Below are 23,567 nucleotides of genomic sequence, written 5' to 3'. Positions count from 1 at the left end.
CTCCCTGCCAAAGGAGAACCGATACTTTGTATTATCCAGAACCGCTAGCCAAGCTAATAGAAGCTTTTACACGTTTGCCCGGGATTGGCCCGAAGACAGCTGCCCGGCTGGCCTTTCATGTACTGAACATGAAGGAGGACGAGGTGATTGATTTCGCCAAAGCCCTAGTCAGCGTCAAACGTAATCTTCATTATTGCTCGGTCTGCTGCAACATAACGGATACCGACCCGTGCCGGATCTGCCAGGACAAAACCCGCGATGCTTCGGTAATCTGTGTGGTTCAGGACTCGAAGGATCTGGTGGCTATCGAACGCACCAAGGAATTTGACGGCTATTATCATGTGCTCCAGGGTGCAATCTCGCCGATGGAAGGCATAGGGCCGGATGATATCAGGCTGAAGGAGCTGCTGACCAGACTCAGCGATGAGCGGGTGAAGGAGCTGATTATGGCTACCAACCCCAACATTGAAGGGGAAGCCACCGCCATGTATATCTCGCGTCTTGTCCGTCCCTTTGAGATCAAGATCACCAGGATAGCCCATGGCTTGCCTGTAGGCGGCGATCTTGAGTATGCAGACGAGGTAACCCTGTCGAAGGCGCTGGAAGGCCGTCGTGAGCTGTTCTGAGTGCTTTGCAGTTGTATTATAAGTGTAGGGAGCCCTCGGGCTCCTTTTTTATTTCCCGGAGAGCCGCTGATATTCTGCTAAAAGTTCTACTAAGCCCCTTCTCCCGGTTCTAAGTTTGTCCCTATTCCGATATGTATGAGATTAACGGGTGTGAATCACCGGTTGCATCTGCAGTTATTCATATATCTTAGGAGGGATTGCAATGGGTTGGTGGAGTACCAAGTGGCTGAGCGGGAATACGGATAAGGAAAAGGCAGTGCAGACGGAAGAGGAATGGGGGACAGTATACCAGGAGGTACGTAAAGCGCAGTCTGAATGGGAGCGGGCTTACCTGATGTTTGATGAGGCTCTGGGCCAGGATCAGATTGACTATGCAATCTATATCCTGGAGGCGGCTGAGCGTAAATATCAGATACACCTTAAGGATGCCAAGCGGCTGGGGCTTAACCGGAGCCAGCTGCAAGTATGAACAGACTGAGTCAGCGAGGAGGAGAACAATGCTAAGAACTGTTGCAATGGGTGTGCTGATTATATCTGCAGCGCTGCTGGTCCTGATTGTATTCAGGAAAAGACTGGGCTGGGCTTGGTTGAGTGTATTTGGAACCCATCTTATATTGGCGGCGCTCGGGATTTATATCGTTAATTTCTCAGGAGTTGTAAGCGATCTGCACATTCCGCTTAACCCTACAACCATAGGTGCTGTAACCATTCTTGGGCTGCCGGGAGTGGCGTTGTTATTGGGATTAAAATTAACTTTGTTTTAGAGGTTGACGAAGGCTCCTGATTCATGATACATTAAGTCTCGGCCCTTTGGACAGGAGATCTTCGGATCACTTGCTGGAAGCTAAAGCGAAAAAAGAAATTAAAAAAACGCTTGACTAAAACAAGGGTGCTGTGATATATTATAAAGGTCGCTGCTGAGACAAACATCAACGACAAAAGATGAGATATTGATCTTTGAAAACTGAACAACGAGTGAGTGGGAAATCACTTCGGTGAGATCCAAATTAGAGAATATAACAATTCTCGTCAGATGTTTCAAAATGAGCAATCGCTCTTTCTAAATACCAATTTGGAGAGTTTGATCCTGGCTCAGGACGAACGCTGGCGGCATGCCTAATACATGCAAGTCGAGCGGAGTTTGAAAGGAAGCTTGCTTGCTTTCAAACTTAGCGGCGGACGGGTGAGTAACACGTAGGCAACCTGCCCTCAAGCCTGGGATAACTACCGGAAACGGTAGCTAATACCGGATAATTTCTTTTTTCTCCTGAGAGAAGAATGAAAGGCGGAGCAATCTGCTGCTTGGGGATGGGCCTGCGGCGCATTAGCTAGTTGGTGGGGTAACGGCCCACCAAGGCGACGATGCGTAGCCGACCTGAGAGGGTGAACGGCCACACTGGGACTGAGACACGGCCCAGACTCCTACGGGAGGCAGCAGTAGGGAATCTTCCGCAATGGGCGCAAGCCTGACGGAGCAATGCCGCGTGAGTGATGAAGGTTTTCGGATCGTAAAGCTCTGTTGCCAGGGAAGAACGTCCGGTAGAGTAACTGCTACCGGAGTGACGGTACCTGAGAAGAAAGCCCCGGCTAACTACGTGCCAGCAGCCGCGGTAATACGTAGGGGGCAAGCGTTGTCCGGAATTATTGGGCGTAAAGCGCGCGCAGGCGGTTATTTAAGTCTGGTGTTTAAACCTTGGGCTCAACCTGAGGTCGCACTGGAAACTGGGTGACTTGAGTACAGAAGAGGAAAGTGGAATTCCACGTGTAGCGGTGAAATGCGTAGATATGTGGAGGAACACCAGTGGCGAAGGCGACTTTCTGGGCTGTAACTGACGCTGAGGCGCGAAAGCGTGGGGAGCAAACAGGATTAGATACCCTGGTAGTCCACGCCGTAAACGATGAGTGCTAGGTGTTAGGGGTTTCGATACCCTTGGTGCCGAAGTTAACACAGTAAGCACTCCGCCTGGGGAGTACGGTCGCAAGACTGAAACTCAAAGGAATTGACGGGGACCCGCACAAGCAGTGGAGTATGTGGTTTAATTCGAAGCAACGCGAAGAACCTTACCAGGTCTTGACATCCAACTAACGAAGCAGAGATGCATCAGGTGCCCTTCGGGGAAAGTTGAGACAGGTGGTGCATGGTTGTCGTCAGCTCGTGTCGTGAGATGTTGGGTTAAGTCCCGCAACGAGCGCAACCCTTGACTTTAGTTGCCAGCAGGTTGAGCTGGGCACTCTAGAGTGACTGCCGGTGACAAACCGGAGGAAGGTGGGGATGACGTCAAATCATCATGCCCCTTATGACCTGGGCTACACACGTACTACAATGGCCGGTACAACGGGAAGCGAAGCCGCGAGGTGGAGCCAATCCCAGCAAAGCCGGTCTCAGTTCGGATTGCAGGCTGCAACTCGCCTGCATGAAGTCGGAATTGCTAGTAATCGCGGATCAGCATGCCGCGGTGAATACGTTCCCGGGTCTTGTACACACCGCCCGTCACACCACGAGAGTTTACAACACCCGAAGTCGGTGGGGTAACCCGCAAGGGAGCCAGCCGCCGAAGGTGGGGTAGATGATTGGGGTGAAGTCGTAACAAGGTAGCCGTATCGGAAGGTGCGGCTGGATCACCTCCTTTCTATGGAGAATCGTCTTCTGCAATGAAGACATTCAAATCGGAAGCTTAGCTTCCACAATAGAACCTTCGGGTTCGGACACTCACTCGTGTTCAGTTTTGAAAGAGCAAGTCTCTTTCGTATGCGTTTGGTGGCGATAGCGGAGGGGTTCCACACGTACCCATCCCGAACACGACCGTTAAGCCCTCCAGCGCCGATGGTACTTGGACCGAAGGGTCCTGGGAGAGTAGGACGCCGCCAAGCGAACAATCAATTCATTGATTGCTTCACTACTGTAAGTTTTGTTATATGGGCTTTTAGCTCAGTTGGTTAGAGCGCACCTCTGATAAGGGTGAGGTCGGTGGTTCGAGTCCACCAAGGCCCACCATATAACAATCTGAAATTGAATAGCAAGTACCGGGGTCCCCGAAAAGTAATCGGAATTAACCTCGAAGCTACATCTCGCTTTTTGGGGTGATTATATGGGGCCATAGCTCAGCTGGGAGAGCGCCTGCCTTGCAAGCAGGAGGTCAGCGGTTCGATCCCGCTTGGCTCCACCAAAACTTCTTTACAACAGTATATGCACATCGTCTGTTATTCCGAACATCACAGTCGTGTTTGTTTCATAATAACAGCAACTTGATCCTTGAAAACTGGATACCGAAACGAATTTGCGTTTTAGAACATTCCTTTAAGCTGAACTTGTGTAAACAAGTTTTGAATTAATGGCGATGCTAAGCGATTTTCCTAACGGAAAACGCATTGGTTAAGCTACTAAGAGCACACGGAGGATGCCTAGGCGCCAGGAGCCGACGAAGGACGTGGCGAACAACGAAACTGCCTCGGGGAGCTGTAAGCAAGCTTTGATCCGGGGGTGTCCGAATGGGGAAACCCAGCTGTGGTAATTCGCAGTTACTCGTATCTGAATACATAGGATACGCAGAGGCAGACCAGGGGAACTGAAACATCTAAGTACCCTGAGGAAGAGAAAACAATAGTGATTCCGTCAGTAGCGGCGAGCGAACGCGGAACAGCCTAAACCAAGGGGCTTGCCTCTTGGGGTTGTGGGACGTCTCACATGGAGTTACAAAGGAATATGGTAGGCGAAGAGGTCTGGAAAGGCCCGCGATAGAGGTAAAAGCCCTGTAGCCCAAACTGTGTTCTCTCCGAGACGGATCCCGAGTAGTGCGGGGCACGTGAAACCCCGTATGAATCCAGCAGGACCATCTGCTAAGGCTAAATACTACCTGGCGACCGATAGTGAAACAGTACCGTGAGGGAAAGGTGAAAAGCACCCCGGAAGGGGAGTGAAATAGAACCTGAAACCGTGTGCTTACAAAAAGTCAGAGCCCTCTTTATGGGTGATGGCGTGCCTTTTGTAGAATGAACCGGCGAGTTACGTTTAACATGCAAGGTTAAGGTGAGAAGCCGGAGCCGCAGCGAAAGCGAGTCTGAATAGGGCGACTGAGTATGTGGACGTAGACCCGAAACCGTGTGATCTACCCCTGTCCAGGGTGAAGGTGCGGTAACACGCACTGGAGGCCCGAACCCACGCATGTTGAAAAATGCGGGGATGAGGTGGGGGTAGCGGAGAAATTCCAATCGAACTCGGAGATAGCTGGTTCTCCCCGAAATAGCTTTAGGGCTAGCCTCGGTGAATGGAGTGGTGGAGGTAGAGCACTGATTGGGTGCGGGGCCCGCAAGGGTTACCAAGCTCAGTCAAACTCCGAATGCCATTTACTTCTTGCCGGGAGTCAGACAGTGAGTGCTAAGATCCATTGTCAAAAGGGAAACAGCCCAGACCATCAGCTAAGGTCCCCAAGTGTGTGTTAAGTGGGAAAGGATGTGGAGTTGCACAGACAACCAGGATGTTGGCTTAGAAGCAGCCACCATTGAAAGAGTGCGTAATAGCTCACTGGTCGAGTGACTCTGCGCCGAAAATGTAACGGGGCTAAACACACCACCGAAGCTATGGCTAGATGCTTTGCATCTGGGGTAGGGGAGCGTTGTATATACGTTGAAGGTGTACCGTAAGGAGCGCTGGAGAGTATACAAGTGAGAATGCCGGTATGAGTAACGAAAAGATCAGTGAGAATCTGATCCGCCGAAAGCCCAAGGTTTCCTGAGGAAGGCTCGTCCGCTCAGGGTAAGTCGGGACCTAAGGCGAGGCCGACAGGCGTAGTCGAAGGACAACAGTTTGAAATTACTGTACCACCGTAATCCGCTATGAGCGATGGGGTGACGCAGGAGGGTAGTGACGCGGACTGATGGATGTCCGTCTAAGCAGTGAGGCTGGTGTGTAGGCAAATCCGCACATCATTAAGGCTGGGCTGTGATGGGGAGCGAAAATTATAGTAGCGAAGGTCATGATCTCACACTGCCAAGAAAAGCCTCTAGTCAGGAGAAGGTGCCCGTACCGCAAACCGACACAGGTAGGCGAGAAGAGAATTCTAAGGCGCGCGGAAGAACTCTCGTTAAGGAACTCGGCAAAATGACCCCGTAACTTCGGGAGAAGGGGTGCCTCGGTAGGGTGAATAGCCCGAGGGGGCCGCAGTGAAAAGGCCCAAGCGACTGTTTAGCAAAAACACAGGTCTGTGCGAAGCCGTAAGGCGAAGTATACGGGCTGACGCCTGCCCGGTGCTGGAAGGTTAAGGGGAGCGGTTAGGACTTAGTCCGAAGCTGTGAACCGAAGCCCCAGTAAACGGCGGCCGTAACTATAACGGTCCTAAGGTAGCGAAATTCCTTGTCAGGTAAATTCTGACCCGCACGAATGGCGTAACGACTTGGGCGCTGTCTCAACGAGAGATCCGGTGAAATTTTAATACCTGTGAAGATGCAGGTTACCCGCGACAAGACGGAAAGACCCCATGGAGCTTTACTGCAGCTTGATATTGAATTTGGGTACGATCTGTACAGGATAGGTGGGAGCCGGTGAGAGCGGAGCGCAAGCTTCGCTGGAGGCGCCGTTGGGATACCACCCTGATCGTATCTAGGTTCTAACCTAGTGCCCTTAGCGGGTACGGGGACCGTGTCAGGCGGGCAGTTTGACTGGGGCGGTCGCCTCCTAAAGAGTAACGGAGGCGTTCAAAGGTTCCCTCAGAATGGTTGGAAATCATTCGCAGAGTGCAAAGGCATAAGGGAGCTTGACTGCGAGACCTACAAGTCGAGCAGGGACGAAAGTCGGACTTAGTGATCCGGTGGTACCGCATGGAAGGGCCATCGCTCAACGGATAAAAGCTACCCTGGGGATAACAGGCTTATCTCCCCCAAGAGTCCACATCGACGGGGAGGTTTGGCACCTCGATGTCGGCTCATCGCATCCTGGGGCTGAAGTAGGTCCCAAGGGTTGGGCTGTTCGCCCATTAAAGCGGTACGCGAGCTGGGTTCAGAACGTCGTGAGACAGTTCGGTCCCTATCTGTCGTGGGCGCAGGAAATTTGAGAGGAGCTGTCCTTAGTACGAGAGGACCGGGATGGACGTACCGCTGGTGCATCAGTTGTTCCGCCAGGAGCATGGCTGAGTAGCTACGTACGGACGGGATAAGCGCTGAAAGCATCTAAGCGTGAAGCCCCCCTCAAGATGAGATTTCCCAACATGTAAGACCCCTTGAAGACGACGAGGTAGATAGGTTGGAGGTGGAAGTGCAGCAATGCATGGAGCTGACCAATACTAATCGGTCGAGGGCTTATCCAAACTTTTAACACGCAGATTCGTTTCGGATTCAGTTTTCAGGAATCAATTTCCTGTGCGGATTTACATGGCTACCATTAATTTGGAGAGATACCCAAGTGGCTATAAGGGGACCCTCTGCTAAGGGGTTAGACTGCGTAAGCGGTGCGAGGGTTCGAATCCCTCTCTCTCCGCCATTATAAATCCAATACTTGTAGTGTGGCGGCGTAGCTCAGCTGGCTAGAGCGTACGGTTCATACCCGTGAGGTCGGGGGTTCGATCCCCTCTGCCGCTACCATACATACCCGGAGGCTTAGCTCAGCTGGGAGAGCATCTGCCTTACAAGCAGAGGGTCGGGGGTTCGAACCCCTCAGCCTCCACCATTTTTATGTTCGAATTGTATCGCCTTACACCGTGCCGGTGTAGCTCAACTGGTAGAGCAACTGACTTGTAATCAGTAGGTTGGGGGTTCAAGTCCTCTCGCCGGCACCATTTTTAAGAGCAAATTGTGGAACCGTGGTGTAGTTGGCCTAACATGCCTGCCTGTCACGCAGGAGATCGCGGGTTCGAATCCCGTCGGTTCCGCCATTTTCAATGGCATAAGGGATGAGAATTCCCTGGGTTCGTTGAAGCATAGGCATCGTAAGGAATACTTCGCAATCTCTTAACGGAGTGAAGAGTATCCCGTCGGTTCCGCCATTTTTTTGTTTTTAGGTTTTTTTTATGGCTCGGTAGCTCAGTCGGTAGAGCAAAGGACTGAAAATCCTTGTGTCGGGGGTTCGATTCCCTCCCGCGCCACCATCATGGAGGCTTAGCGAAGTGGCCAAACGCATCAGACTGTAAATCTGCTCACGTACGTGTTCGGTGGTTCGAATCCATCAGCCTCCATCCCTTTTTAGGAGCCATTAGCTCAGTTGGTAGAGCACCTGACTTTTAATCAGGGTGTCGAAGGTTCGAGTCCTTCATGGCTCATCTTAAGTCAAACGGTCATCACTTTAGGGTGGTGGCCTTTTTTGTATTTTGATACATGATACAAGTATGCCGGTAAGCGCAAATTCCGCATTTTACAGCAAAATATGATAAAATAAGCGAAAAAAGCAAAAGTGGTGGAGAATGGTGATGATGGATAGTGAGGGTTTGCGTCAAAAATTGGAGCAACTCACCGGAAAGAGGACCGGAATCAAGCAGCTGGGGAGACAGCATTCCGCTTCACTTTTTGGCATAGGTACGGATAAGGATCAGGAACTGCCGGTCATTCATGAGGGTTATCTCTGGATTCCCCTCTATGAGAATGATGGCCGTGTTACAGCAGTGTGGGTGGAGACAGAGGGGCTGTCGCCGCTGGAGCTGGAGCTGGTGAATTATGCCGGACGCAATTTTGCGGTAGCGCTGAAGGCAACCGGGTTCAAGGAAGAAGGGGAGATGGAGGCGCGGCAGCTTAGCGGCTGGCTGAATGCCCAACTGGAGCAGGAGAAGGACGATGCGGAGATCCCGGATGAAATCTCGCTGAAGGGCCGGCTGTTCGGAGATATGATTCCGTTCATGCTGGTAAGCGAGAATGTTCATAATCCGCAGATGACGTATCGCTCCTTAATGAAGCTGCTGCGCAGTTATTTCGAGAATGATGTATTGCTGGTTCCCCTGCAGGATAAGGAATGGTTAATTTTAGCCCGTAAGGAACTCCTCACAGGCGGAGATGATAAAGAGGATGAGGAAGAGAGTGCTGAGGATTTGCTGTCACAGACTTCTATGGGGCTGCATGAACTGATTGCCAGCGAGTGGGTTGGCGTCTTCCATCTGGCGGTCTCTCCAGCCATTATCCCGGTTAAAGGTCTGACAGGAGCAGTCGCCTTGCTGCGGGAGACCATTATTCTTGGCCGTATCTTCCAGGTAGGGGATTATATTCATCTGCCGTGGGAGCTGCACATGGAGCGGCTGGTTAACAGTATTCCGGATGACCGGCGGAGACAGCTGCTGGGCCAGATCGGTGATTACACGGCGGTACTGGCGGATAAGGAAATGCTGCTGACGCTGGAGAGTTTTTTTGAAATGGACTGCAATGTCAGTGAAACCGCCAAGAAGCTGTACATTCACCGCAACACGCTGCTCTACAGGCTGGACAAGATCAAACAGGAGACGGGGGCCGATGTCCGCAGCTTTGGGGATGCCGCTATTGTGAAGCTTGCCATGTTATTGTATAAAGTGACGAAAAGAAAATAGGTTTTTTGTGAACCTTGCAAATAGCCATGAGGCCGGCTCTGGGGTAAGATAAGTGTACAAGAAAGCGTTTGATTTTCTAATCCAATACTAGACTCGAGGGGGAAATACAATGGCAGGCGTACGTTTAGAGCATATTTTCAAAAAATACCCGGGTTCCGATAAAGCAACAGTAATCGATATCAATCTTGATATTAAAGATAAGGAATTCCTCGTACTGGTTGGTCCTTCCGGTTGCGGTAAATCCACAACCCTGCGTATGATCGCTGGTCTGGAAGAAATCTCTGAAGGTAAAATGTACATTGGTGACCGTGTAGTGAATGACGTTGCTCCTAAAGACCGTGATATCGCGATGGTATTCCAATCCTACGCCTTGTACCCGCACATGAGTGTATATCAGAACATGGCTTTCGGTCTGAAATTGCGCAAAGTGAAGAAAGAAGAAATCGACAAGAAAGTGCGCGAAGCAGCGAAAATCCTGGATATCGAGCACTTGCTGGAACGCAAACCTAAGGCACTGTCCGGTGGTCAACGTCAACGTGTCGCACTAGGCCGCGCAATCGTCCGTGATCCACAAGTCTTCTTGATGGATGAGCCTCTTTCCAACTTGGATGCTAAACTTCGTGGTCAAATGCGTGCTGAAATCACTAAGCTGGTGAAACGCCTTGAAACTACTTGTATCTATGTAACGCATGACCAGACAGAAGCAATGACGATGGGTGACCGTATCGTAGTTATGTACGATGGTATCATCCAGCAGGCAGCTTCCCCTGAAGAACTGTACAATGAGCCTACGAACCTGTTCGTAGCCGGATTTATCGGTTCCCCTACCATGAACTTTATCAACGGTACTCTTTCCGAAGTGAACGGCGCTGTCCGTTTCCGTGCAGAGAACCTTGATGTTGAAGTTCCAGGCGGCAAAGCTACAATCCTGCGTAACAAAGGCTTCATCGGTAAAGATGTAATCATGGGCGTTCGTCCAGAAGACATTCATGAAGAGCCAGTGTTCCTGGAAGCTTCTCCCAACACAATCTTCACTTCGATGGTTGATGTTACGGAAAACCTTGGTCATGAAATGCTCCTCTACTTGAGCGGTCTTGGCAATAACACTGTAATTGCGCGTGTAGATGGACGTTCCACTACCCGTGAAGGCAGCAAGCCTAGATTGGCCATCGACATGAACAAAGTCCACATCTTCGACAAAGAATCCGAACTTAACGTTCTGCTGGGATAAGATCTCTGCAGGGTAAACATAGTTTATAATGAAGAAAGCCGCCTGGTTAGGCGGCTTTTTCTTGTAATGATCATGGTGGAATGGAACGATAACCGCTGGGGTTAAGATTGCATTCACTGGCATAATCCATTAAGATAGCAGGAGAATTACCTGTAGCTGGAATGGATAAAGATGTAACCGGTATGCGGGGAAGCGGCATAAGCCGCGGGTGACGAAAGGACGGACATATATGGCTAAGAAGGTAAAAGTATCGGAATTGGTGCAGCATTTTCAATTAGAGGTAGTATCCGGACATGAAGGTCTGAAGAGACCGATCACAGTGGATGATTTGAACCGTCCCGGGCTGGAAATGGCCGGTTATTTCGAATATTATCCGGAAGAACGTGTGCAGCTATTAGGCAAAACAGAGCTGGCTTTCTTCTCTATGCTCTCAGAGGAAGAACGGAAAAGCCGGGTACGCGGAATCTGTAACGACAATACCCCTTGTATTGTCATTACTCGTGCGCTGGATGTACCCCAGGAGCTTGTAGACATCAGCAACGAGAAGGGACTTCCCGTGCTTCGCAGCTCGATGGCGACCACGATTTTCTCAAGCAGACTGACCAGCTTCCTTGAGGGCAGACTGGCACCGACAGCAACAATTCACGGTGTTCTCTGTGATGTATATGGGGTAGGGATGCTGATTACAGGCACCAGCGGCATTGGTAAAAGTGAAACGGCACTGGAACTCGTTAAACGCGGTCATCGCCTGATTGCCGATGATGCGGTGGAGATCCGTCAGACCTCGGATAATCAGCTTCATGGTACCGCACCGGAATTAATCCGTCACCTGCTGGAGATCCGCGGTGTCGGGATTATTAATGTGATGACGCTCTTTGGGGCAGGCGCTATCCGTAATCACAAGCGGATTACTCTGGTGGTCAGACTGGAAGCCTGGCAGCAGGACAAGCAGTATGACCGACTGGGACTGGATGAGGAGACGACACGGATTATTGATACCGATGTGCCGCTGGTTACCATCCCTGTCCGTCCGGGACGTAACCTCGCTGTCATTATCGAGGTGGCTGCGATGAATTACCGGCTCAAGCAAATGGGCTTTAATGCCGCGCTACAATTTACGAATAAACTTACCGCCACCATCTCAGAAGATATGGATGATCTGGATTAGGAGTGTGAGAGCATGTTTTATTCACTAGCGATTGACCCGATTGTCTTCTCGATTGGTTCTCTGCCGGTTCACTGGTATGGCCTGATTCTGGGTCTTGGTGCGCTTACCGGGCTCTTCCTATGTATTCAAGAAGGCAAACGGTACGGCATTTCGCAGGAGTTCTTCATGGATATGCTGCTGCTGGGCTTGCCATCGGCCATTATTGCTGCGCGGATTTATTTTGTAGCGTTCAAATGGGAGGATTATAAGGACAACCTGCTGGATGTCTTCAAGGTCTGGAACGGCGGTATTGCAATATACGGTGCGCTGATCGGAGCAGTTGTCTGCGGAGTGATCTATTTCCGCTATAAAGGCTACTCGGCTTGGCGGCTCATTGATATTTGTGCACCGGGACTGTTGGCTGGTCAGATGATCGGACGCTGGGGGAACTTCGTGAACCAGGAAGCTTACGGCGGCGTGGTGGAGGAGTCGTTCCTGCGCGACAAGCTGCATCTGCCGGATTTCATTGTGAATCAAATGTACATAGGGGATGCCTTCCATCACCCGGCCTTCCTGTATGAGTCACTCTGGTGCCTGCTCGGGATCCTGCTGCTGTTCGTTCTGCGACGTCAGAAATTTGTGCGTGCCGGAGAGATCTTCGTATCCTATTTAATTTGGTACTCCATCGGCCGCTTCTTCATTGAAGCGTTGCGGACGGACAGCCTTGCCTTCAATGGCAGCAGCGGAGCGGCCTCATTCATTAATGCGCTATGGAGCCCGATGAAGTGGCTGGGCTTCGAGCAGGGGTATCTTGACCCGGCGTATGGCAATATTCGTGTCTCGCAATTATTGTCGCTGCTGATTATTATTGCGGCAATCGCCTTGATCATTATCCGGCGCGTAAGCGTCCGGCCGCTGCCTTACTACTCAGACCCGATCATCAGTACCAAACCGGCAGCGGCAGATGCGGTAGTTCCAGAGAGTGCTGTGAATACGCCTCAGAAGCCTTCTCAGCCAGTTCAGCCGGTGGAAGATCCCTCTAAAGATAAGGAAACAAAGGAGTAATACAATCAATGATAGAATGCGTGTTATTTGATCTGGACGGAACGATTGTGAATACGAATGAGCTGATCATCAATTCGTTCATGCATGCGCTGAAGGAGAATAACCTGCCGGCGCTGACCCGGGAACAGATCATTCCCTTGATGGGAACTACACTTCAGCAGCAGCTAGGCGCATTCTCCGGCCTGGAGCCGAAGGATATAGGTGTGCTGGAACGGTCCTACCGTTCGTACAACAATGCGCATCATGATGAGCTGGTCCAAGCTTTTCCCCATGTGAATGAGACGATGGAGGAGCTGCAGCGCCGGGGAATCAAGCTTGGGATTGTGACCACGAAGATCCGGCCTAACACATTGAAGTCACTGGAAATGTTCGATCTGTTGAAATATATGGAGACGATTGTTACGGTGAATGATGTGACTCATCCGAAGCCGCATCCGGAGCCGGTGCTCACGGCAGTGGCCAATCTGGGTGTTGATCCAGCCAAGACACTGATGGTTGGCGACAGTGCTGTCGATATTCAGTCTGCGAAGGCAGCAGGGGTTCGTGTAGCCGCTGTGGCCTGGTCGCTTAAGGGTGAGGCTGTGCTGCGCACCTATGAACCGGATTACATCATCCAGGAGATGAAGGATTTGTACTCTATTGTGGAGCAGGAGACTATGCAGCCGTGAGAAAGATAACCCGTTATCCCATGGAGGGGCATAATTCGCTCTGGCATATTTACCGCACGGTCAGCCCGTGGAAGGGTGTGCGCAATTTTATTTTTATCCAGATTGCCCGCTATTGCCCGATTCTGCCGCTCAAGAACTGGATTTACCGCCGGGTACTCGGGATGAAGGTAGGCAAGCATACTGCGTTTGGACTTATGGCGATGGTGGATGTTTTTTTTCCGGAGAAGATCTCTATTGGGGAGAACACGGTTATCGGCTATAACACTACGATCCTGGCTCATGAGTATCTCATCAAGGAGTATCGGCTGGGTGAAGTTATGATCGGCGAGAATGTAATGATTGGGGCTAACACGACTATTCTCCCTGGGGTTACGATTGGGGATGGGGCTACGGTTGCGGCGGGATCGGTGGTTCACAAAGATGTTGCTGCCGGTTCGTTCGTCGGGGGGAATCCGCTCCGCGAGCTGCGTAAACAGGAGGAATCATAATGGCTCAAAAGGAAAGAATTCCACAGCTTGATATTTTTCGGGCAATCGCTATTTTTGCGGTGATCGCCATCCATGCCACTTCACGCACGTTGGCTGAGACACTGGGCACTTCCATGTTCCCTCCGTTTCTGTTTATTAACAAGTTCAGCCAGTTTGCGGTGCCTTCCTTTATATTCTTAAGCGGGTTCGTCCTGTTCTACAATTATATTGACCGTCCGCTGGGCGGGAAGGTACTGGCCAAATTCTACAGCCGCAGACTGATCTATATTATTGTGCCTTATCTTGTGTTTACGGTGCTGTATTTTGGACTGAAAATGACGGCCGGTCATACCTGGGGGATGCCTCTTCAGGAGATGGGCGGGAAGTTCTTCAAGTATCTATGGACGGGTACGGCGTATACACATCTCTACTATATCATCATCATTATCCAGTTCTATCTGCTGTTCCCGTTGATACTCTGGTGTCTGCAAAAAGTCCGGCATCTCGCGGCATGGGCACCGGTGATCGGGCTTGCTCTACAGTGGGGCTTCGTGCTGCTTAACAAATATATGGTGAACCATGGGTATTGGCAGCTGTCCAAGGGTAGTCTGGCCATTACGTATTTCTCGTATTTCCTGTTAGGTGCGGCGATTGCGATCTACTACAGCTCCTTGAAAAAGTGGCTGGTTCCCTCCCGCGAAGGCTGGCGTTCCGGTAAAGGGACAAGCTGGGTGGTACTATGGCTCTTATGGGCGGCTGCCGGAGCTTACCATGTGGTCTTGTGGTATAACAACTATACGAAGAAAACAGTAATCAATAGTCTATGGTACGAAGGGTTCTCGAACCTGCATGCCTTGCTCTCTTGTCTGGTATTGTTCCAGCTGTCCTTCCTGCTGTACGGGGCAGGACGCAGCGTGCTGAGCAGACTGCTGCTCTCGGCCGGGGCATGCTCCTTCGGTATCTATCTGCTCCATCCGCTGTTGCTGTTCATGTACCGGAAGCTGCCGTTCCACGGCGGATCGCTGGCCTATACGGCGGCAATAGCGGGCGGCTGGCTGGTGGCCCTCCTGGGCTCCTGGCTAGTGGTTGCTCTTGCCTTCCGTTATGTGAAGCCGGCCTGGATGGTGTTCGGCTCTGCACCGCAGAAGCCTGCAGCAGCGCCAAAGGCGACAGTGTAGACTTAGGCTAAGTTCATATATTGAAAGCGCCGGCTGGCCGCATCTGCGGCTGTCCGGCGCTTTGCTGTAAGCAGGCGGTTCTGGAAAACACGTTAGCCGGGCTGTTCTCCCGCCTGCTCGCGCTGGAAGTCGGCGATAGCCTGATACTGATCCTCCAGACTGCGGGATACCGAGATGAAGATGGGCAGCAGCTGTTTGTAGGCTTTGGCGTGGGCAGTAACAGGCTCATGCCGGTGAGTGGAGCCAATCATGCTGAAGACAGCATCCAAGGAATCGATCCGCCGGATGGCGTATAATCCCAGTACAACAGCGCCGAGGCAAGAGCTCTCGAAGCTCTCAGGGACGACTACCTCCTGATCGAAAATATCCGCCATCATCTGCCGCCATAGCGCCGAGCGGGCGAAGCCGCCGGTAGCCAGGATTCTAACGGGCTCACCGATACATTCCTCCATGGCCAGCAATACGGTGTACATATTGAAGATGACACCTTCCAGCACCGCACGGATCATATGCTCCTTACGGTGATTCATGCTTAACCCGAAGAAGGAGCCGCGGGCATCAGGATTCCACAGCGGTGCGCGTTCTCCGGTCAGATACGGATGGAAGAGCAGTCCGTTGCTGCCGGGCGGCACCTGCTCGGCGATCCGGGTTAATACTTCGTAGGGATCAATGCCCAGGCGCTTCGCCGTCTCTACTTCAGAAGCAGCGAACTCATCACGCACCCAGCGGAAGAGCATCCCCCCGTTATTCACGGGGCCGCCAATCACCCAATGCTTGTCTGTCAGGGCGTAGCAGAAGATCCGTCCTTTGGGGTCGGTCAGCGGATGGTCAACTACAGTACGGATGGCACCGCTTGTGCCTATCGTTGCAGCGATTACCCCCGGCTCCATTGCCCCTACGCCCAGGTTGGACAGAACGCCGTCACTGGCGCCTACTACAAACGGAGTGTCCGTGAGCAGACCGAGCTTTCCGGTAAGCTCCGGAAGCAGGCCCTGCAGGATATGGGTGGTCGGGACCGGACGGGATAGCCGCTCTGGAGTAACACCGGCAATCCGGAGCGCCTCCTCGTCCCAGTCGAGCTTCTCCAGATTGAACATGCCGGTGGCAGAGGCGATGGAATGGTCAATCACATATTCTCCGAACAACCGGAAGAAAATATATTCTTTGATGGAGATGAACTTGTAGGTCTGCCGGAACAGCTCGGGCTGCTCCTCGCCCAGCCACATCAGCTTGGTGATTGGAGACATAGGGTGTATAGGCGTTCCTGTCCGCAGGTACAGCTCATGTCCATTCAATTCATCCTTCAACCGCCGGGCATAGCGGCTGCTCCGGTTATCAGCCCAGGTGATACAGGCGGTCAGCGGCTTACCCGCAGGATCTACAGCGATGACGCTATGCATAGCGGAGCTGAACGAGACCAGCAGAATGGATTCAGGTGTTGCAAGGCTCTCCTGCATGACCGATGCTATGGTATGAATTACGGCTTCCAGAATCTGCTCCGGGTCTTGTTCTGCAACAGAGGGGGAGGGCTGATGCAGCGGATAGCCCTGATTGCTCTGAGCGACAATTGTTCCGTTCTCCTCAAAGAGGACAGCCTTCGTGCTGGTGGTTCCAATATCAACGCCAATCATATAGGATGTACTCAAGCCGTCAGTCCTTCTTTCTGCTTCTGAATTAGGTACCGGGAATACTTAATGGAGGAAATAAAGTACAATCATATTAACTTATTATATTCGCCGCTTATCCCGGTGGCAAAAGGAACTCTGGAATTCAAGCGAATTGTTGACGCAAAAGGATGGTCCGTGATACGATATTGCCACTACTTTACTTTGCTACCACTTTACCATGATAAAGCATTTGATGATACCCTTTAACATATCCGATGAGGTGAACAATGAAGATGGCCAAACCAAAGGGATTTGAAAAGCCTGCCGGCGTAAGAGATTATCTCCCGCGTGCGGTAACGAAGCTGCGCAAGATCGAGAAGGATGTACTTCACTGTATGAGCCGCTGGGGCTACCGGCAGATGATTACGCCTACTCTTGAATATTACGATACGGTCGGTGTAGCCAGCTCTACATCTGATCAGAAGCTGTATAAATTGCTGAACAACCGTGGGCAGGCGCTGGTGCTGCGTTCAGAAATGACGGCACCTGTAGCCCGTGTGGTCTCCTCTCTATTGAAGGATGAGCCGCTGCCGCTGCGTTTGTCCTACCATGCCAACGTCTTCCGGGCCATTGAAGAAGAGGCCGGGCGGGAGGCAGAATTCTTTCAGACCGGTGTAGAGCTTGTCGGTGATGATTCGCCGGAGGCTGACGCGGAGGTAGTCGCGCTAGCAATTGCTTCACTGCAGGCGGCGGGCGTAAAGTCTTTTAAAATAGCAATTGGACATGTGGGCTTCCTCGACGGTCTCTTCCAGGAGGCGGTATCCGGCCTGCCCCAGGCTCAGGAGGAGCTGAAGAGCCATCTGCTCAGCCGCGATTATGTAGCCTTCCGCCAGACGCTGCGGCGTCTTGAGCTGTCTGCTGCCCAGAAGCAGGAGCTGGACGGACTGCTGCGGCTGCGCGGCGGGAAGGAGATCTGCGGTCAGGCGCTGGAGCTGAGCAACCATCCGGTGGCGCGCGCGTCGATCGAGCATCTGTGCAAGGTCTGGGAGGTGCTGGTTGCTTACGGTGTCTCGGAGCATGTGCTGATTGATCTGACGATGATCGGTGATTTCTCTTACTATACAGGCATGACCTTCGAGGGATATGCTTCCGAGCTGGGCTTCCCGGTATGCAGCGGCGGCCGGTATGACAACCTGCTGCAGCAATTCGGGCGTCCGATTCCCTCCACCGGCTTCTCCCTGAAGACCAACCGTATTCTGGATGGAGTCTCCGGGCTGCTGGAAGAGGAAGAGCTGCCGATTCTGGTCCAGTACGATGCACTGCGGCGCCAGGAGGGTCTGGCCGAGGCTGCGAGGCTGCGCTCGGAAGGGCATGCTGTGGTTACACGGCTGGCAACAGGCCCGGAGGAGCTGAAGACCGTGAAGCGGCTGGATGCAGATACTATTCAGGCAGAGGGCGAGCTGTACGGCGAGATCTACACGTTCGTGTCGTTTGTCAGCGAGCATGGGTGAGCGGAGCTGCTGCAGGTGGTTTTGAAATGATGAGTACACACGAAACGGGGGCGGGTATTGATGGCACAGATTCTTAAGGTAGCCATGCCGAAAGGCCGGATTTACAATAAAGCGGCAGAGCTGTTCCGCCAGGCGGGACTGCCGATTCCTCCGGACGGAGAAGAGTCGCGCAAGCTGGTGATTTCCTTGCCGGAGGCCGGAATGGAGTTCATTCTGGCCAAGCCGGTGGATGTGCCCACTTATGTAGAGTATGGAGTGGCGGATATCGGTATTGTCGGCAAGGATGTGTTGCTGGAGGAGAGCCGCGATGTGTACGAACTGCTGGATCTCGGGATCGCCCGCTGCCGGATGTCGATTATCGGTCTTCCGAACTGGCAGCCGGGCATTCAGCAGCGGGTAGCTACCAAGTACCCGAACGTGGCTTCGCGGTATTTCCGTGAGCAAGGCCAGCAGGTGGAGGTTGTGAAGCTGAACGGCTCCATCGAGCTGGCACCGCTGATCGGGCTGGCTGACCGGATTGTGGATATGGTAGAGACCGGCCAGACGCTGAAGGATAACGGTCTGGTGGAGATGACGAGCATCTTCGAGATCACCAGCCGCCTGGTGGCGAACCGGGTAAGCTACCGGATGAAGAATGAGGAGATTCAGCAGCTGTGCGACCGGCTGCAGGCTGTTATTGCAGAACCGGGGTTGCAGGTAAAATAATATAAGCAAAACTATAAGCTCAAGGGGGAAGCGGCGGTGAAGATCCAGTCCAGTAAGGAATTTAAACTGCAGCGTGAGGTGGAATACGGCACGCCGGAGCAGAACAAGGCCGTACGTGAAATCGTGGCCGATATCAAGCGGGAAGGCGACGCGGCGCTGCTCCGTTATACGGAGCGCTTCGACGGCGCTGTACTGACGCCAGCGCAGCTGCGCGTAACGCCGGAGGAGCTTGAGGCCGCCTACGGCCGGGTAGAGGAGTCCTTCGTGACGGCGATTCGCGCAGCAGCCGTGAATATCCGTGCGTTCCATGCGCGGCAGAAACGCAATTCCTGGATGGATCTGCAGCCGGACGGTACGATCCTCGGCCAGATCATCCGCCCGCTGAAGCGCGTGGGCGTCTATGTTCCCGGCGGCAAGGCGGCCTACCCGTCCTCGGTGCTGATGAACGTGATACCGGCACAGATCGCCGGGGTGCCGGAGATCGTGATGGTGACACCGCCTTCGACGGGCGGCTCTGAAGGTATTGATCCTTATATTCTCGTGGCCGCCGCTGAAGCGGGCGTACACGAGATCTACCGCGTAGGCGGCGCGCAGGCCATCGCCGCCCTCGCCTTCGGCACGGAATCGATCGTGCCGGTCGACAAGATCTGCGGGCCAGGGAACATCTACGTGGCCCTGGCCAAGCGCGAGGTCTACGGCGCTGTCGACATCGACAGCATCGCCGGACCGAGCGAGATCGTCGTGCTCGCCGACGATACCGCTGAGGCCGCCTACATCGCGGCCGACCTGCTCTCGCAGGCCGAGCACGACGAGATGGCGTCGGCGATCCTCGTGACGCCGTCGCAGCGTCTCGCGGAGGCGGTGGCTGCCGAGGTTGAGCGGCAGCTGCAGGCATTGCCGCGCGAGCAAATCGCGCGGGCCTCGGTCGAGAACTACGGCGCGATTATCGTCGTAGACTCGCTTGAGGAGGGCATCTCCGTGGTGAACCGGCTCGCGCCGGAGCATCTGGAGATTGTGGTGAACGACCCGATGGGGCTGACCGGCGCAATTGAGAACGCCGGTGCGATCTTCCTCGGGCCGTACAGCTCGGAGCCGGTCGGCGACTACTTTGCCGGACCGAACCATATTATACCGACGAATGGCACAGCACGGTTCTCCTCGCCTGTAGATGTGGATGACTTCATCAAGAAGTCCAGTCTGATCTATTACAGCAAGGAAGCGCTGCTGCGCGACGGGGCGGCGATTATGGAGCTTGCCCGGCGTGAAGGACTGGAAGGCCATGCACGCGCGATAGAAATCCGGCTTACGAACGAAGCGAAAGGTGGAGACGGAAATGGAGAACAATAATAACGAAGTGGCGCTGCGTAAGGCCGGACTTAGCCGTACAACCAATGAAACGGACATCAAGCTAACCTTTGCCGTGGACGGCAGCGGGGTCTCCGAACTGGAGACCGATGTACCGTTTCTGAATCATATGCTGGATCTGTTCACGCAGCATGGACAGTTTGACCTGAGTGTGCAGGCTCGGGGCGATATCGATATCGACGATCACCACACGGTGGAGGATATCGGCATCTGTCTGGGACAGGCACTGCGGGAAGCGCTTGGCGACAAAAAAGGCATCAAGCGTTACGCAAGTGTCTTTGTCCCAATGGATGAGGCACTGGCTCAGGTAGTCATTGATGTCAGCAACCGGCCGCACTTTGAATACCGGGCGGAGTATCCTTCCCAGCAGGTGGGCAGCTTCTCAACAGAGCTGGTTCAAGAATTCCTCTGGAAATTCGCGCTGGAAGCCAGAATTACACTGCATGTCATCGTGCACTACGGGTTCAACACCCACCACATGATTGAAGCGGTATTCAAGGCGCTGGGACGGGCACTGGACGAAGCGACTATCGTAGATCCCCGGGTGAAGGGCGTGCCTTCAACGAAGGGAGTGCTATAGGATGGCCGTTGCAATCGTCGATTACGGCATGGGCAACCTGCACAGTGTCAGCAAGGCCGTAGAGCGGCTGGGGTATACGAGTCTTGTAACCTCGGATGCCGCCGAGATCCTGGCGGCAGACAGTGTCATTCTGCCGGGAGTCGGTGCCTTTGGCGATGCGATGGAGCACTTACGGGAGAGCGGAATGGATGATGTCGTCCGGGCCGCAGCGTCAGCGGGCCAGCCGGTGCTGGGCATCTGCCTCGGAATGCAGCTGCTGTTCAGCAGCAGCGAGGAGCATGGCGAGCATAAGGGGCTGGGGCTTCTGCCCGGCGCAGTGGTGCGCTTCGCCCCCCGGGACGGCTACAAGGTGCCGCATATGGGCTGGAACAAGCTGAGCTTCCGCCAGCCGGAGAGTCCTCTGCTGGCCGGCCTGACGGAGGGGCATGTGTACTTCGTGCACTCCTATCATGCACTCGCGGCAGACAGCGATCTGCTGGCTGTCACAGACTACGGATATCCGGTAACGGCTATCGTGGGGCGCGATAATGTCTACGGCATGCAGTTCCACCCGGAGAAGAGCGGAGAGCTTGGCATGAAGCTGCTGGGTAATTTCCTGCAGCTCCGGGGACAGCAGGCTTAGCTGTCTGAATCACTAAATTGCAATGAAAGCGGGGAGTATTCATGTCTTCTTTTATCCTATATCCGGCGATTGATATCCGGGACGGCAAGTGTGTCCGGCTGCAGCAGGGTGATTATGCCCAAGAGACGATCTATAACGACAGTCCGGTAGAGGTGGCTAAGTCATGGGAAGAGCAAGGCGGGCAGTATATCCATCTTGTGGATCTGGACGGAGCCAAAGCAGGCTGCCCTGTGAATGATTCCATCATTGGGGCCATTGCTAAGCATGCGAATGTTCCTGTACAGGTAGGCGGCGGTCTCCGTACCCTTGCCGATGTTGAGAAGCTGCTGGGCCTCGGCGTCGGCCGGGTGATTATCGGAACGGCGGCTATCAATGATCAGGCTTTTACAGAAGCAGTTCTTGCCAAATACGGCGACAAGGTAGCTATCGGCATCGATGCCCGCAACGGCTATGTGGCTACGCACGGCTGGCTTAACACCTCGGAGGTTCGCGCTGAAGACCTGGCCAGGGAGCTGGCCGCCAAAGGTGCCGAGACCTTCATTTATACCGATATCTCCCGCGACGGGATGATGCAGGGACCGAACGTGGAAGGCATTCTGTCTATGGCCAAGGCAAGCGGCCGCAGCGTAATCGCTTCCGGCGGCGTGACCAGCCTTAATGATCTGCAGCGCCTGAACGTACATAGCGGCAGCGGAATCGGCGGGGCGATTGTGGGCAAGGCGCTGTATACCGGCAATATTAATCTGGGTGAAGCGCTGCAGACCCTGGGCCAATCCTCCGGATTGCGGTAAGTCTATACTAAGGAGGGGTCTTGGCATGTTGGCGAAACGGATTATTCCTTGTCTGGATGTGAAGGACGGGCGTGTGGTAAAAGGCGTGAATTTTGTGAATCTTCGCGATGCCGGAGATCCGGTGGAGCTTGCGGCGCTGTACGACCGCGAGGGCGCGGATGAGCTGGTATTCCTCGATATTTCCGCTTCTGTGGAAGGCAGGGCGACCATGATTGAAGTGGTGCGGCAGACGGCGGGTGAGATTGCCATTCCCTTCACGGTGGGCGGTGGTATCTCGACACCTGATGATATGAAGCGGATTCTGCGTGCCGGAGCGGACAAAATCGGCATCAACACAGCTGCTGTAAATAACCCTCAGCTGATTCTGGAAGGGGCCCGTCACTTCGGCTCCCAGTGCATTGTTGTGGCGATGGATGCCAAATATAATGAGACTTGGGGCGAATGGGAAGTGTATACGCACGGCGGACGTACGCCCACGGGTATCCGTGCCTTGAACTGGGCCAAGGAAGCTGAACGGCTGGGGGCCGGCGAGATTCTGCTTACAAGTATGGACGCGGATGGGACCAAGGACGGCTTCGACCTGAAGCTGACGGCGGCGGTCAGCGACCTGCTGAGTATTCCTGTCATTGCTTCCGGCGGGGCCGGGAGAATTGAGCATTTCTATGATGTATTTACGGAAGGCCGGGCAGATGCCGGACTTGCGGCAACCATTTTTCACTATAAAGAGATTGCTATTCATGATCTGAAGGCTGATCTGAAGCAAAGAGGAGTAGAGATCCGATGAGCGAGGACAAGAAAGAAATCGTACTAAGCCAGCAAGAGGCAGTGTCCGGCATCCGCTGGAATGAATCCGGCCTGCTGCCTGCTGTCATTCAGGATGCGCGCACCCTGGAGGTATTAATGTTCGCCTATATGAATCCTGAGTCGCTGCAGCGCTCCCTTGCGAGCGGCCAGACATGGTTCTGGAGCCGTTCACGCAGCGAGCTGTGGCATAAGGGGGGGACGTCCGGCAATACGCAGGCGATCACTTCGATCCATTACGATTGTGACAGCGATACGCTGCTGGTGAAGGTAGTGCCGGAGGGACCGGCCTGCCATACCGGGGAGAACAGCTGCTTCTTCCGCGAGATTCCGCTCGATTCACCGGCAACCGTAACTGGCACTGCGGGGGCTGCTGTGAATGCTGCTGAAGCAGAGAGCGGGCGGTTTGCGGTACTCGGTGAGCTGGAGCGTGTGATTGCCGAGCGTGAGGTGAATCGTCCTGAGGGGGCCTATACGACCTATCTGTTCGACAAGGGCGTGGACAAGATCCTGAAGAAGGTCGGCGAGGAAGCCTCCGAGACGATCATTGCCGCCAAAAACAAAGATAATGCCGAACTGCGCCTGGAGGTCAGCGATCTGATCTATCACCTGCTGGTGCTGCTGCAGGAGCGCAAGCTTCCGCTGGATGAGATTCTGGAAGAGCTGAGCGCCCGCCATGAACGGCCTCGCCGCGATTAGGAGGAACTT

General features: G+C 53.5%; 19 protein-coding genes, 10 tRNA genes and 3 rRNA genes. 31 read left to right on the top strand and 1 reads right to left on the bottom strand.

Annotation, left to right across the window (positions count from 1 at the left end; genetic code table 11):
* Nucleotides 1-26 precede the first annotated feature (26 nt).
* The 23 genes from recR to MHH78_RS01740 all read left to right on the top strand — a co-directional run bounded on the left by recR (nucleotide 27) and on the right by MHH78_RS01740 (nucleotide 14,877).
* Nucleotides 27-626, top strand: coding sequence for a recombination mediator RecR (gene recR, locus MHH78_RS01850; RefSeq protein ID WP_036698882.1), 600 nt, complete (start codon nucleotides 27-29; stop codon nucleotides 624-626).
* Between the two features lie 202 nt (nucleotides 627-828).
* Nucleotides 829-1,095 carry a DUF2508 family protein gene (locus tag MHH78_RS01845; protein WP_076084853.1) on the top strand — a complete coding sequence of 89 codons (267 nt, stop codon included), beginning with the start codon at nucleotides 829-831 and terminating at the stop codon, nucleotides 1,093-1,095.
* A gap of 28 nt (nucleotides 1,096-1,123) precedes the next feature.
* Nucleotides 1,124-1,390, top strand: coding sequence for a pro-sigmaK processing inhibitor BofA family protein (locus tag MHH78_RS01840; protein ID WP_076084856.1), 267 nt, complete (start codon nucleotides 1,124-1,126; stop codon nucleotides 1,388-1,390).
* Nucleotides 1,391-1,695: 305 nt separating this feature from the next.
* Nucleotides 1,696-3,256 (top strand): 16S ribosomal RNA (locus MHH78_RS01835).
* A gap of 124 nt (nucleotides 3,257-3,380) precedes the next feature.
* A 5S ribosomal RNA gene (rrf, locus tag MHH78_RS01830) occupies nucleotides 3,381-3,497 on the top strand.
* Nucleotides 3,498-3,544: 47 nt separating this feature from the next.
* Nucleotides 3,545-3,621, top strand: a tRNA-Ile gene (locus MHH78_RS01825).
* A 96-nt stretch (nucleotides 3,622-3,717) separates the two neighbouring features.
* Nucleotides 3,718-3,793 (top strand) — tRNA-Ala (locus tag MHH78_RS01820).
* A gap of 204 nt (nucleotides 3,794-3,997) precedes the next feature.
* Nucleotides 3,998-6,925 (top strand): 23S ribosomal RNA (locus MHH78_RS01815).
* Together the 16S, 23S and 5S rRNA genes with 10 tRNA genes alongside form the textbook arrangement of a ribosomal RNA operon.
* Nucleotides 6,926-7,006: 81 nt before the next feature.
* Nucleotides 7,007-7,098, top strand: a tRNA-Ser gene (locus MHH78_RS01810).
* A 24-nt stretch (nucleotides 7,099-7,122) separates the two neighbouring features.
* Nucleotides 7,123-7,199 (top strand) — tRNA-Met (locus MHH78_RS01805).
* A gap of 9 nt (nucleotides 7,200-7,208) precedes the next feature.
* Nucleotides 7,209-7,284, top strand: a tRNA-Val gene (locus MHH78_RS01800).
* A gap of 33 nt (nucleotides 7,285-7,317) precedes the next feature.
* Nucleotides 7,318-7,393 (top strand) — tRNA-Thr (locus MHH78_RS01795).
* Nucleotides 7,394-7,411: 18 nt separating this feature from the next.
* A tRNA-Asp gene (locus MHH78_RS01790) sits at nucleotides 7,412-7,489 on the top strand.
* A 137-nt stretch (nucleotides 7,490-7,626) separates the two neighbouring features.
* Nucleotides 7,627-7,702 (top strand) — tRNA-Phe (locus MHH78_RS01785).
* A gap of 4 nt (nucleotides 7,703-7,706) precedes the next feature.
* A tRNA-Tyr gene (locus MHH78_RS01780) sits at nucleotides 7,707-7,789 on the top strand.
* A gap of 11 nt (nucleotides 7,790-7,800) precedes the next feature.
* Nucleotides 7,801-7,873 (top strand) — tRNA-Lys (locus tag MHH78_RS01775).
* 147 nt (nucleotides 7,874-8,020) lie between these two features.
* Nucleotides 8,021-9,121 (top strand): helix-turn-helix domain-containing protein, encoded by a 1,101-nt coding sequence (locus MHH78_RS01770; RefSeq protein ID WP_036726230.1) that lies wholly within the window; start codon nucleotides 8,021-8,023, stop codon nucleotides 9,119-9,121.
* Between the two features lie 109 nt (nucleotides 9,122-9,230).
* Nucleotides 9,231-10,352, top strand: a complete 1,122-nt coding sequence (locus tag MHH78_RS01765; protein WP_036726231.1) for an ABC transporter ATP-binding protein — start codon at nucleotides 9,231-9,233, stop codon at nucleotides 10,350-10,352.
* Between the two features lie 229 nt (nucleotides 10,353-10,581).
* Nucleotides 10,582-11,520, top strand: a complete 939-nt coding sequence (gene hprK, locus MHH78_RS01760; protein ID WP_036726232.1) for an HPr(Ser) kinase/phosphatase — start codon at nucleotides 10,582-10,584, stop codon at nucleotides 11,518-11,520.
* 12 nt (nucleotides 11,521-11,532) lie between these two features.
* Complete coding sequence (gene lgt, locus MHH78_RS01755) at nucleotides 11,533-12,564, top strand: prolipoprotein diacylglyceryl transferase (RefSeq protein ID WP_076077014.1); 1,032 nt, start codon at nucleotides 11,533-11,535, stop codon at nucleotides 12,562-12,564.
* Between the two features lie 8 nt (nucleotides 12,565-12,572).
* The gene (gene ppaX, locus MHH78_RS01750) at nucleotides 12,573-13,232 is read left to right on the top strand and encodes a pyrophosphatase PpaX (protein WP_076077032.1); all 660 of its coding nucleotides are present in this window, start codon (nucleotides 12,573-12,575) and stop codon (nucleotides 13,230-13,232) included.
* Nucleotides 13,229-13,720, top strand: a complete 492-nt coding sequence (locus MHH78_RS01745) for an acyltransferase (protein ID WP_341166452.1) — start codon at nucleotides 13,229-13,231, stop codon at nucleotides 13,718-13,720. Before ppaX ends, MHH78_RS01745 begins: the two co-directional genes overlap by 4 nt.
* Nucleotides 13,720-14,877, top strand: coding sequence for an acyltransferase (locus MHH78_RS01740; RefSeq protein WP_341166451.1), 1,158 nt, complete (start codon nucleotides 13,720-13,722; stop codon nucleotides 14,875-14,877). The genes MHH78_RS01745 and MHH78_RS01740 overlap by 1 nt, the downstream gene beginning before the upstream one ends.
* Nucleotides 14,878-14,969: 92 nt before the next feature.
* Here the strand turns inward: MHH78_RS01740 and gntK are convergent, their stop codons facing one another.
* On the bottom strand, nucleotides 14,970-16,508 hold the full coding sequence (gene gntK / locus MHH78_RS01735) for a gluconokinase (protein WP_445668080.1): 1,539 nt from the start codon (nucleotides 16,506-16,508) through the stop codon (nucleotides 14,970-14,972).
* Between the two features lie 269 nt (nucleotides 16,509-16,777).
* Here gntK and MHH78_RS01730 point away from each other — a divergent pair, with 269 nt between their 5' ends.
* Genes MHH78_RS01730 through hisIE form a run of 8 tightly spaced genes read left to right on the top strand, consistent with a single transcriptional unit; the run spans nucleotide 16,778 to nucleotide 23,558 of the window.
* Entirely contained in the window at nucleotides 16,778-17,995 is a 1,218-nt protein-coding gene (locus MHH78_RS01730) for an ATP phosphoribosyltransferase regulatory subunit (protein ID WP_036726347.1), read from the top strand.
* Nucleotides 17,996-18,055: 60 nt separating this feature from the next.
* The gene (gene hisG, locus MHH78_RS01725) at nucleotides 18,056-18,700 is read left to right on the top strand and encodes an ATP phosphoribosyltransferase (RefSeq protein ID WP_036726240.1); all 645 of its coding nucleotides are present in this window, start codon (nucleotides 18,056-18,058) and stop codon (nucleotides 18,698-18,700) included.
* A gap of 36 nt (nucleotides 18,701-18,736) precedes the next feature.
* Nucleotides 18,737-20,047, top strand: a complete 1,311-nt coding sequence (gene hisD, locus MHH78_RS01720; protein ID WP_076077040.1) for a histidinol dehydrogenase — start codon at nucleotides 18,737-18,739, stop codon at nucleotides 20,045-20,047.
* Nucleotides 20,034-20,645: an imidazoleglycerol-phosphate dehydratase HisB gene (hisB, locus tag MHH78_RS01715; protein ID WP_076077043.1), complete on the top strand. Its 612-nt coding sequence runs from the start codon at nucleotides 20,034-20,036 to the stop codon at nucleotides 20,643-20,645. Before hisD ends, hisB begins: the two co-directional genes overlap by 14 nt.
* 1 nt (nucleotide 20,646) lies before the next feature.
* Nucleotides 20,647-21,267, top strand: a complete 621-nt coding sequence (gene hisH / locus MHH78_RS01710) for an imidazole glycerol phosphate synthase subunit HisH (protein WP_341166449.1) — start codon at nucleotides 20,647-20,649, stop codon at nucleotides 21,265-21,267.
* A 41-nt stretch (nucleotides 21,268-21,308) separates the two neighbouring features.
* Nucleotides 21,309-22,058 (top strand): 1-(5-phosphoribosyl)-5-[(5-phosphoribosylamino)methylideneamino]imidazole-4-carboxamide isomerase, encoded by a 750-nt coding sequence (gene hisA / locus MHH78_RS01705; protein WP_341166448.1) that lies wholly within the window; start codon nucleotides 21,309-21,311, stop codon nucleotides 22,056-22,058.
* A gap of 25 nt (nucleotides 22,059-22,083) precedes the next feature.
* Complete coding sequence (gene hisF, locus MHH78_RS01700; RefSeq protein ID WP_341166447.1) at nucleotides 22,084-22,842, top strand: imidazole glycerol phosphate synthase subunit HisF; 759 nt, start codon at nucleotides 22,084-22,086, stop codon at nucleotides 22,840-22,842.
* Nucleotides 22,839-23,558 (top strand): bifunctional phosphoribosyl-AMP cyclohydrolase/phosphoribosyl-ATP diphosphatase HisIE, encoded by a 720-nt coding sequence (hisIE, locus tag MHH78_RS01695; protein ID WP_341166446.1) that lies wholly within the window; start codon nucleotides 22,839-22,841, stop codon nucleotides 23,556-23,558. Before hisF ends, hisIE begins: the two co-directional genes overlap by 4 nt.
* Nucleotides 23,559-23,567: the final 9 nt, after the last annotated feature.

Source organism: Paenibacillus sp. FSL H3-0333 (assembly GCF_038002805.1).
Taxonomy (GTDB): Bacteria; Bacillota; Bacilli; order Paenibacillales; family Paenibacillaceae; genus Paenibacillus_AQ; species Paenibacillus_AQ silagei.
Note: the sequence above shows the minus strand (reverse complement) of the source record. Positions and strands in the feature narration are given on the sequence as shown.

Excerpts from the sequence above, each read along its gene's own strand:
- MHH78_RS01845 (WP_076084853.1), top strand. The coding sequence starts at position 829 with ATGGGTTGGTGGAGTACCAAGTGGCTGAGCGGGAATACGGATAAGGAA.
- MHH78_RS01840 (WP_076084856.1), top strand. The coding sequence starts at position 1,124 with ATGCTAAGAACTGTTGCAATGGGTGTGCTGATTATATCTGCAGCGCTG.
- MHH78_RS01770 (WP_036726230.1), top strand. The coding sequence starts at position 8,021 with ATGATGGATAGTGAGGGTTTGCGTCAAAAATTGGAGCAACTCACCGGA.
- MHH78_RS01765 (WP_036726231.1), top strand. The coding sequence starts at position 9,231 with ATGGCAGGCGTACGTTTAGAGCATATTTTCAAAAAATACCCGGGTTCC.
- hprK (WP_036726232.1), top strand. The coding sequence starts at position 10,582 with ATGGCTAAGAAGGTAAAAGTATCGGAATTGGTGCAGCATTTTCAATTA.
- lgt (WP_076077014.1), top strand. The coding sequence starts at position 11,533 with ATGTTTTATTCACTAGCGATTGACCCGATTGTCTTCTCGATTGGTTCT.
- ppaX (WP_076077032.1), top strand. The coding sequence starts at position 12,573 with ATGATAGAATGCGTGTTATTTGATCTGGACGGAACGATTGTGAATACG.
- MHH78_RS01740 (WP_341166451.1), top strand. The coding sequence starts at position 13,720 with ATGGCTCAAAAGGAAAGAATTCCACAGCTTGATATTTTTCGGGCAATC.
- gntK (WP_445668080.1), bottom strand. The coding sequence starts at position 16,508 with ATGATTGGCGTTGATATTGGAACCACCAGCACGAAGGCTGTCCTCTTT.
- MHH78_RS01730 (WP_036726347.1), top strand. The coding sequence starts at position 16,778 with ATGGCCAAACCAAAGGGATTTGAAAAGCCTGCCGGCGTAAGAGATTAT.
- hisG (WP_036726240.1), top strand. The coding sequence starts at position 18,056 with ATGGCACAGATTCTTAAGGTAGCCATGCCGAAAGGCCGGATTTACAAT.
- hisB (WP_076077043.1), top strand. The coding sequence starts at position 20,034 with ATGGAGAACAATAATAACGAAGTGGCGCTGCGTAAGGCCGGACTTAGC.
- hisH (WP_341166449.1), top strand. The coding sequence starts at position 20,647 with ATGGCCGTTGCAATCGTCGATTACGGCATGGGCAACCTGCACAGTGTC.
- hisA (WP_341166448.1), top strand. The coding sequence starts at position 21,309 with ATGTCTTCTTTTATCCTATATCCGGCGATTGATATCCGGGACGGCAAG.
- hisF (WP_341166447.1), top strand. The coding sequence starts at position 22,084 with ATGTTGGCGAAACGGATTATTCCTTGTCTGGATGTGAAGGACGGGCGT.
- hisIE (WP_341166446.1), top strand. The coding sequence starts at position 22,839 with ATGAGCGAGGACAAGAAAGAAATCGTACTAAGCCAGCAAGAGGCAGTG.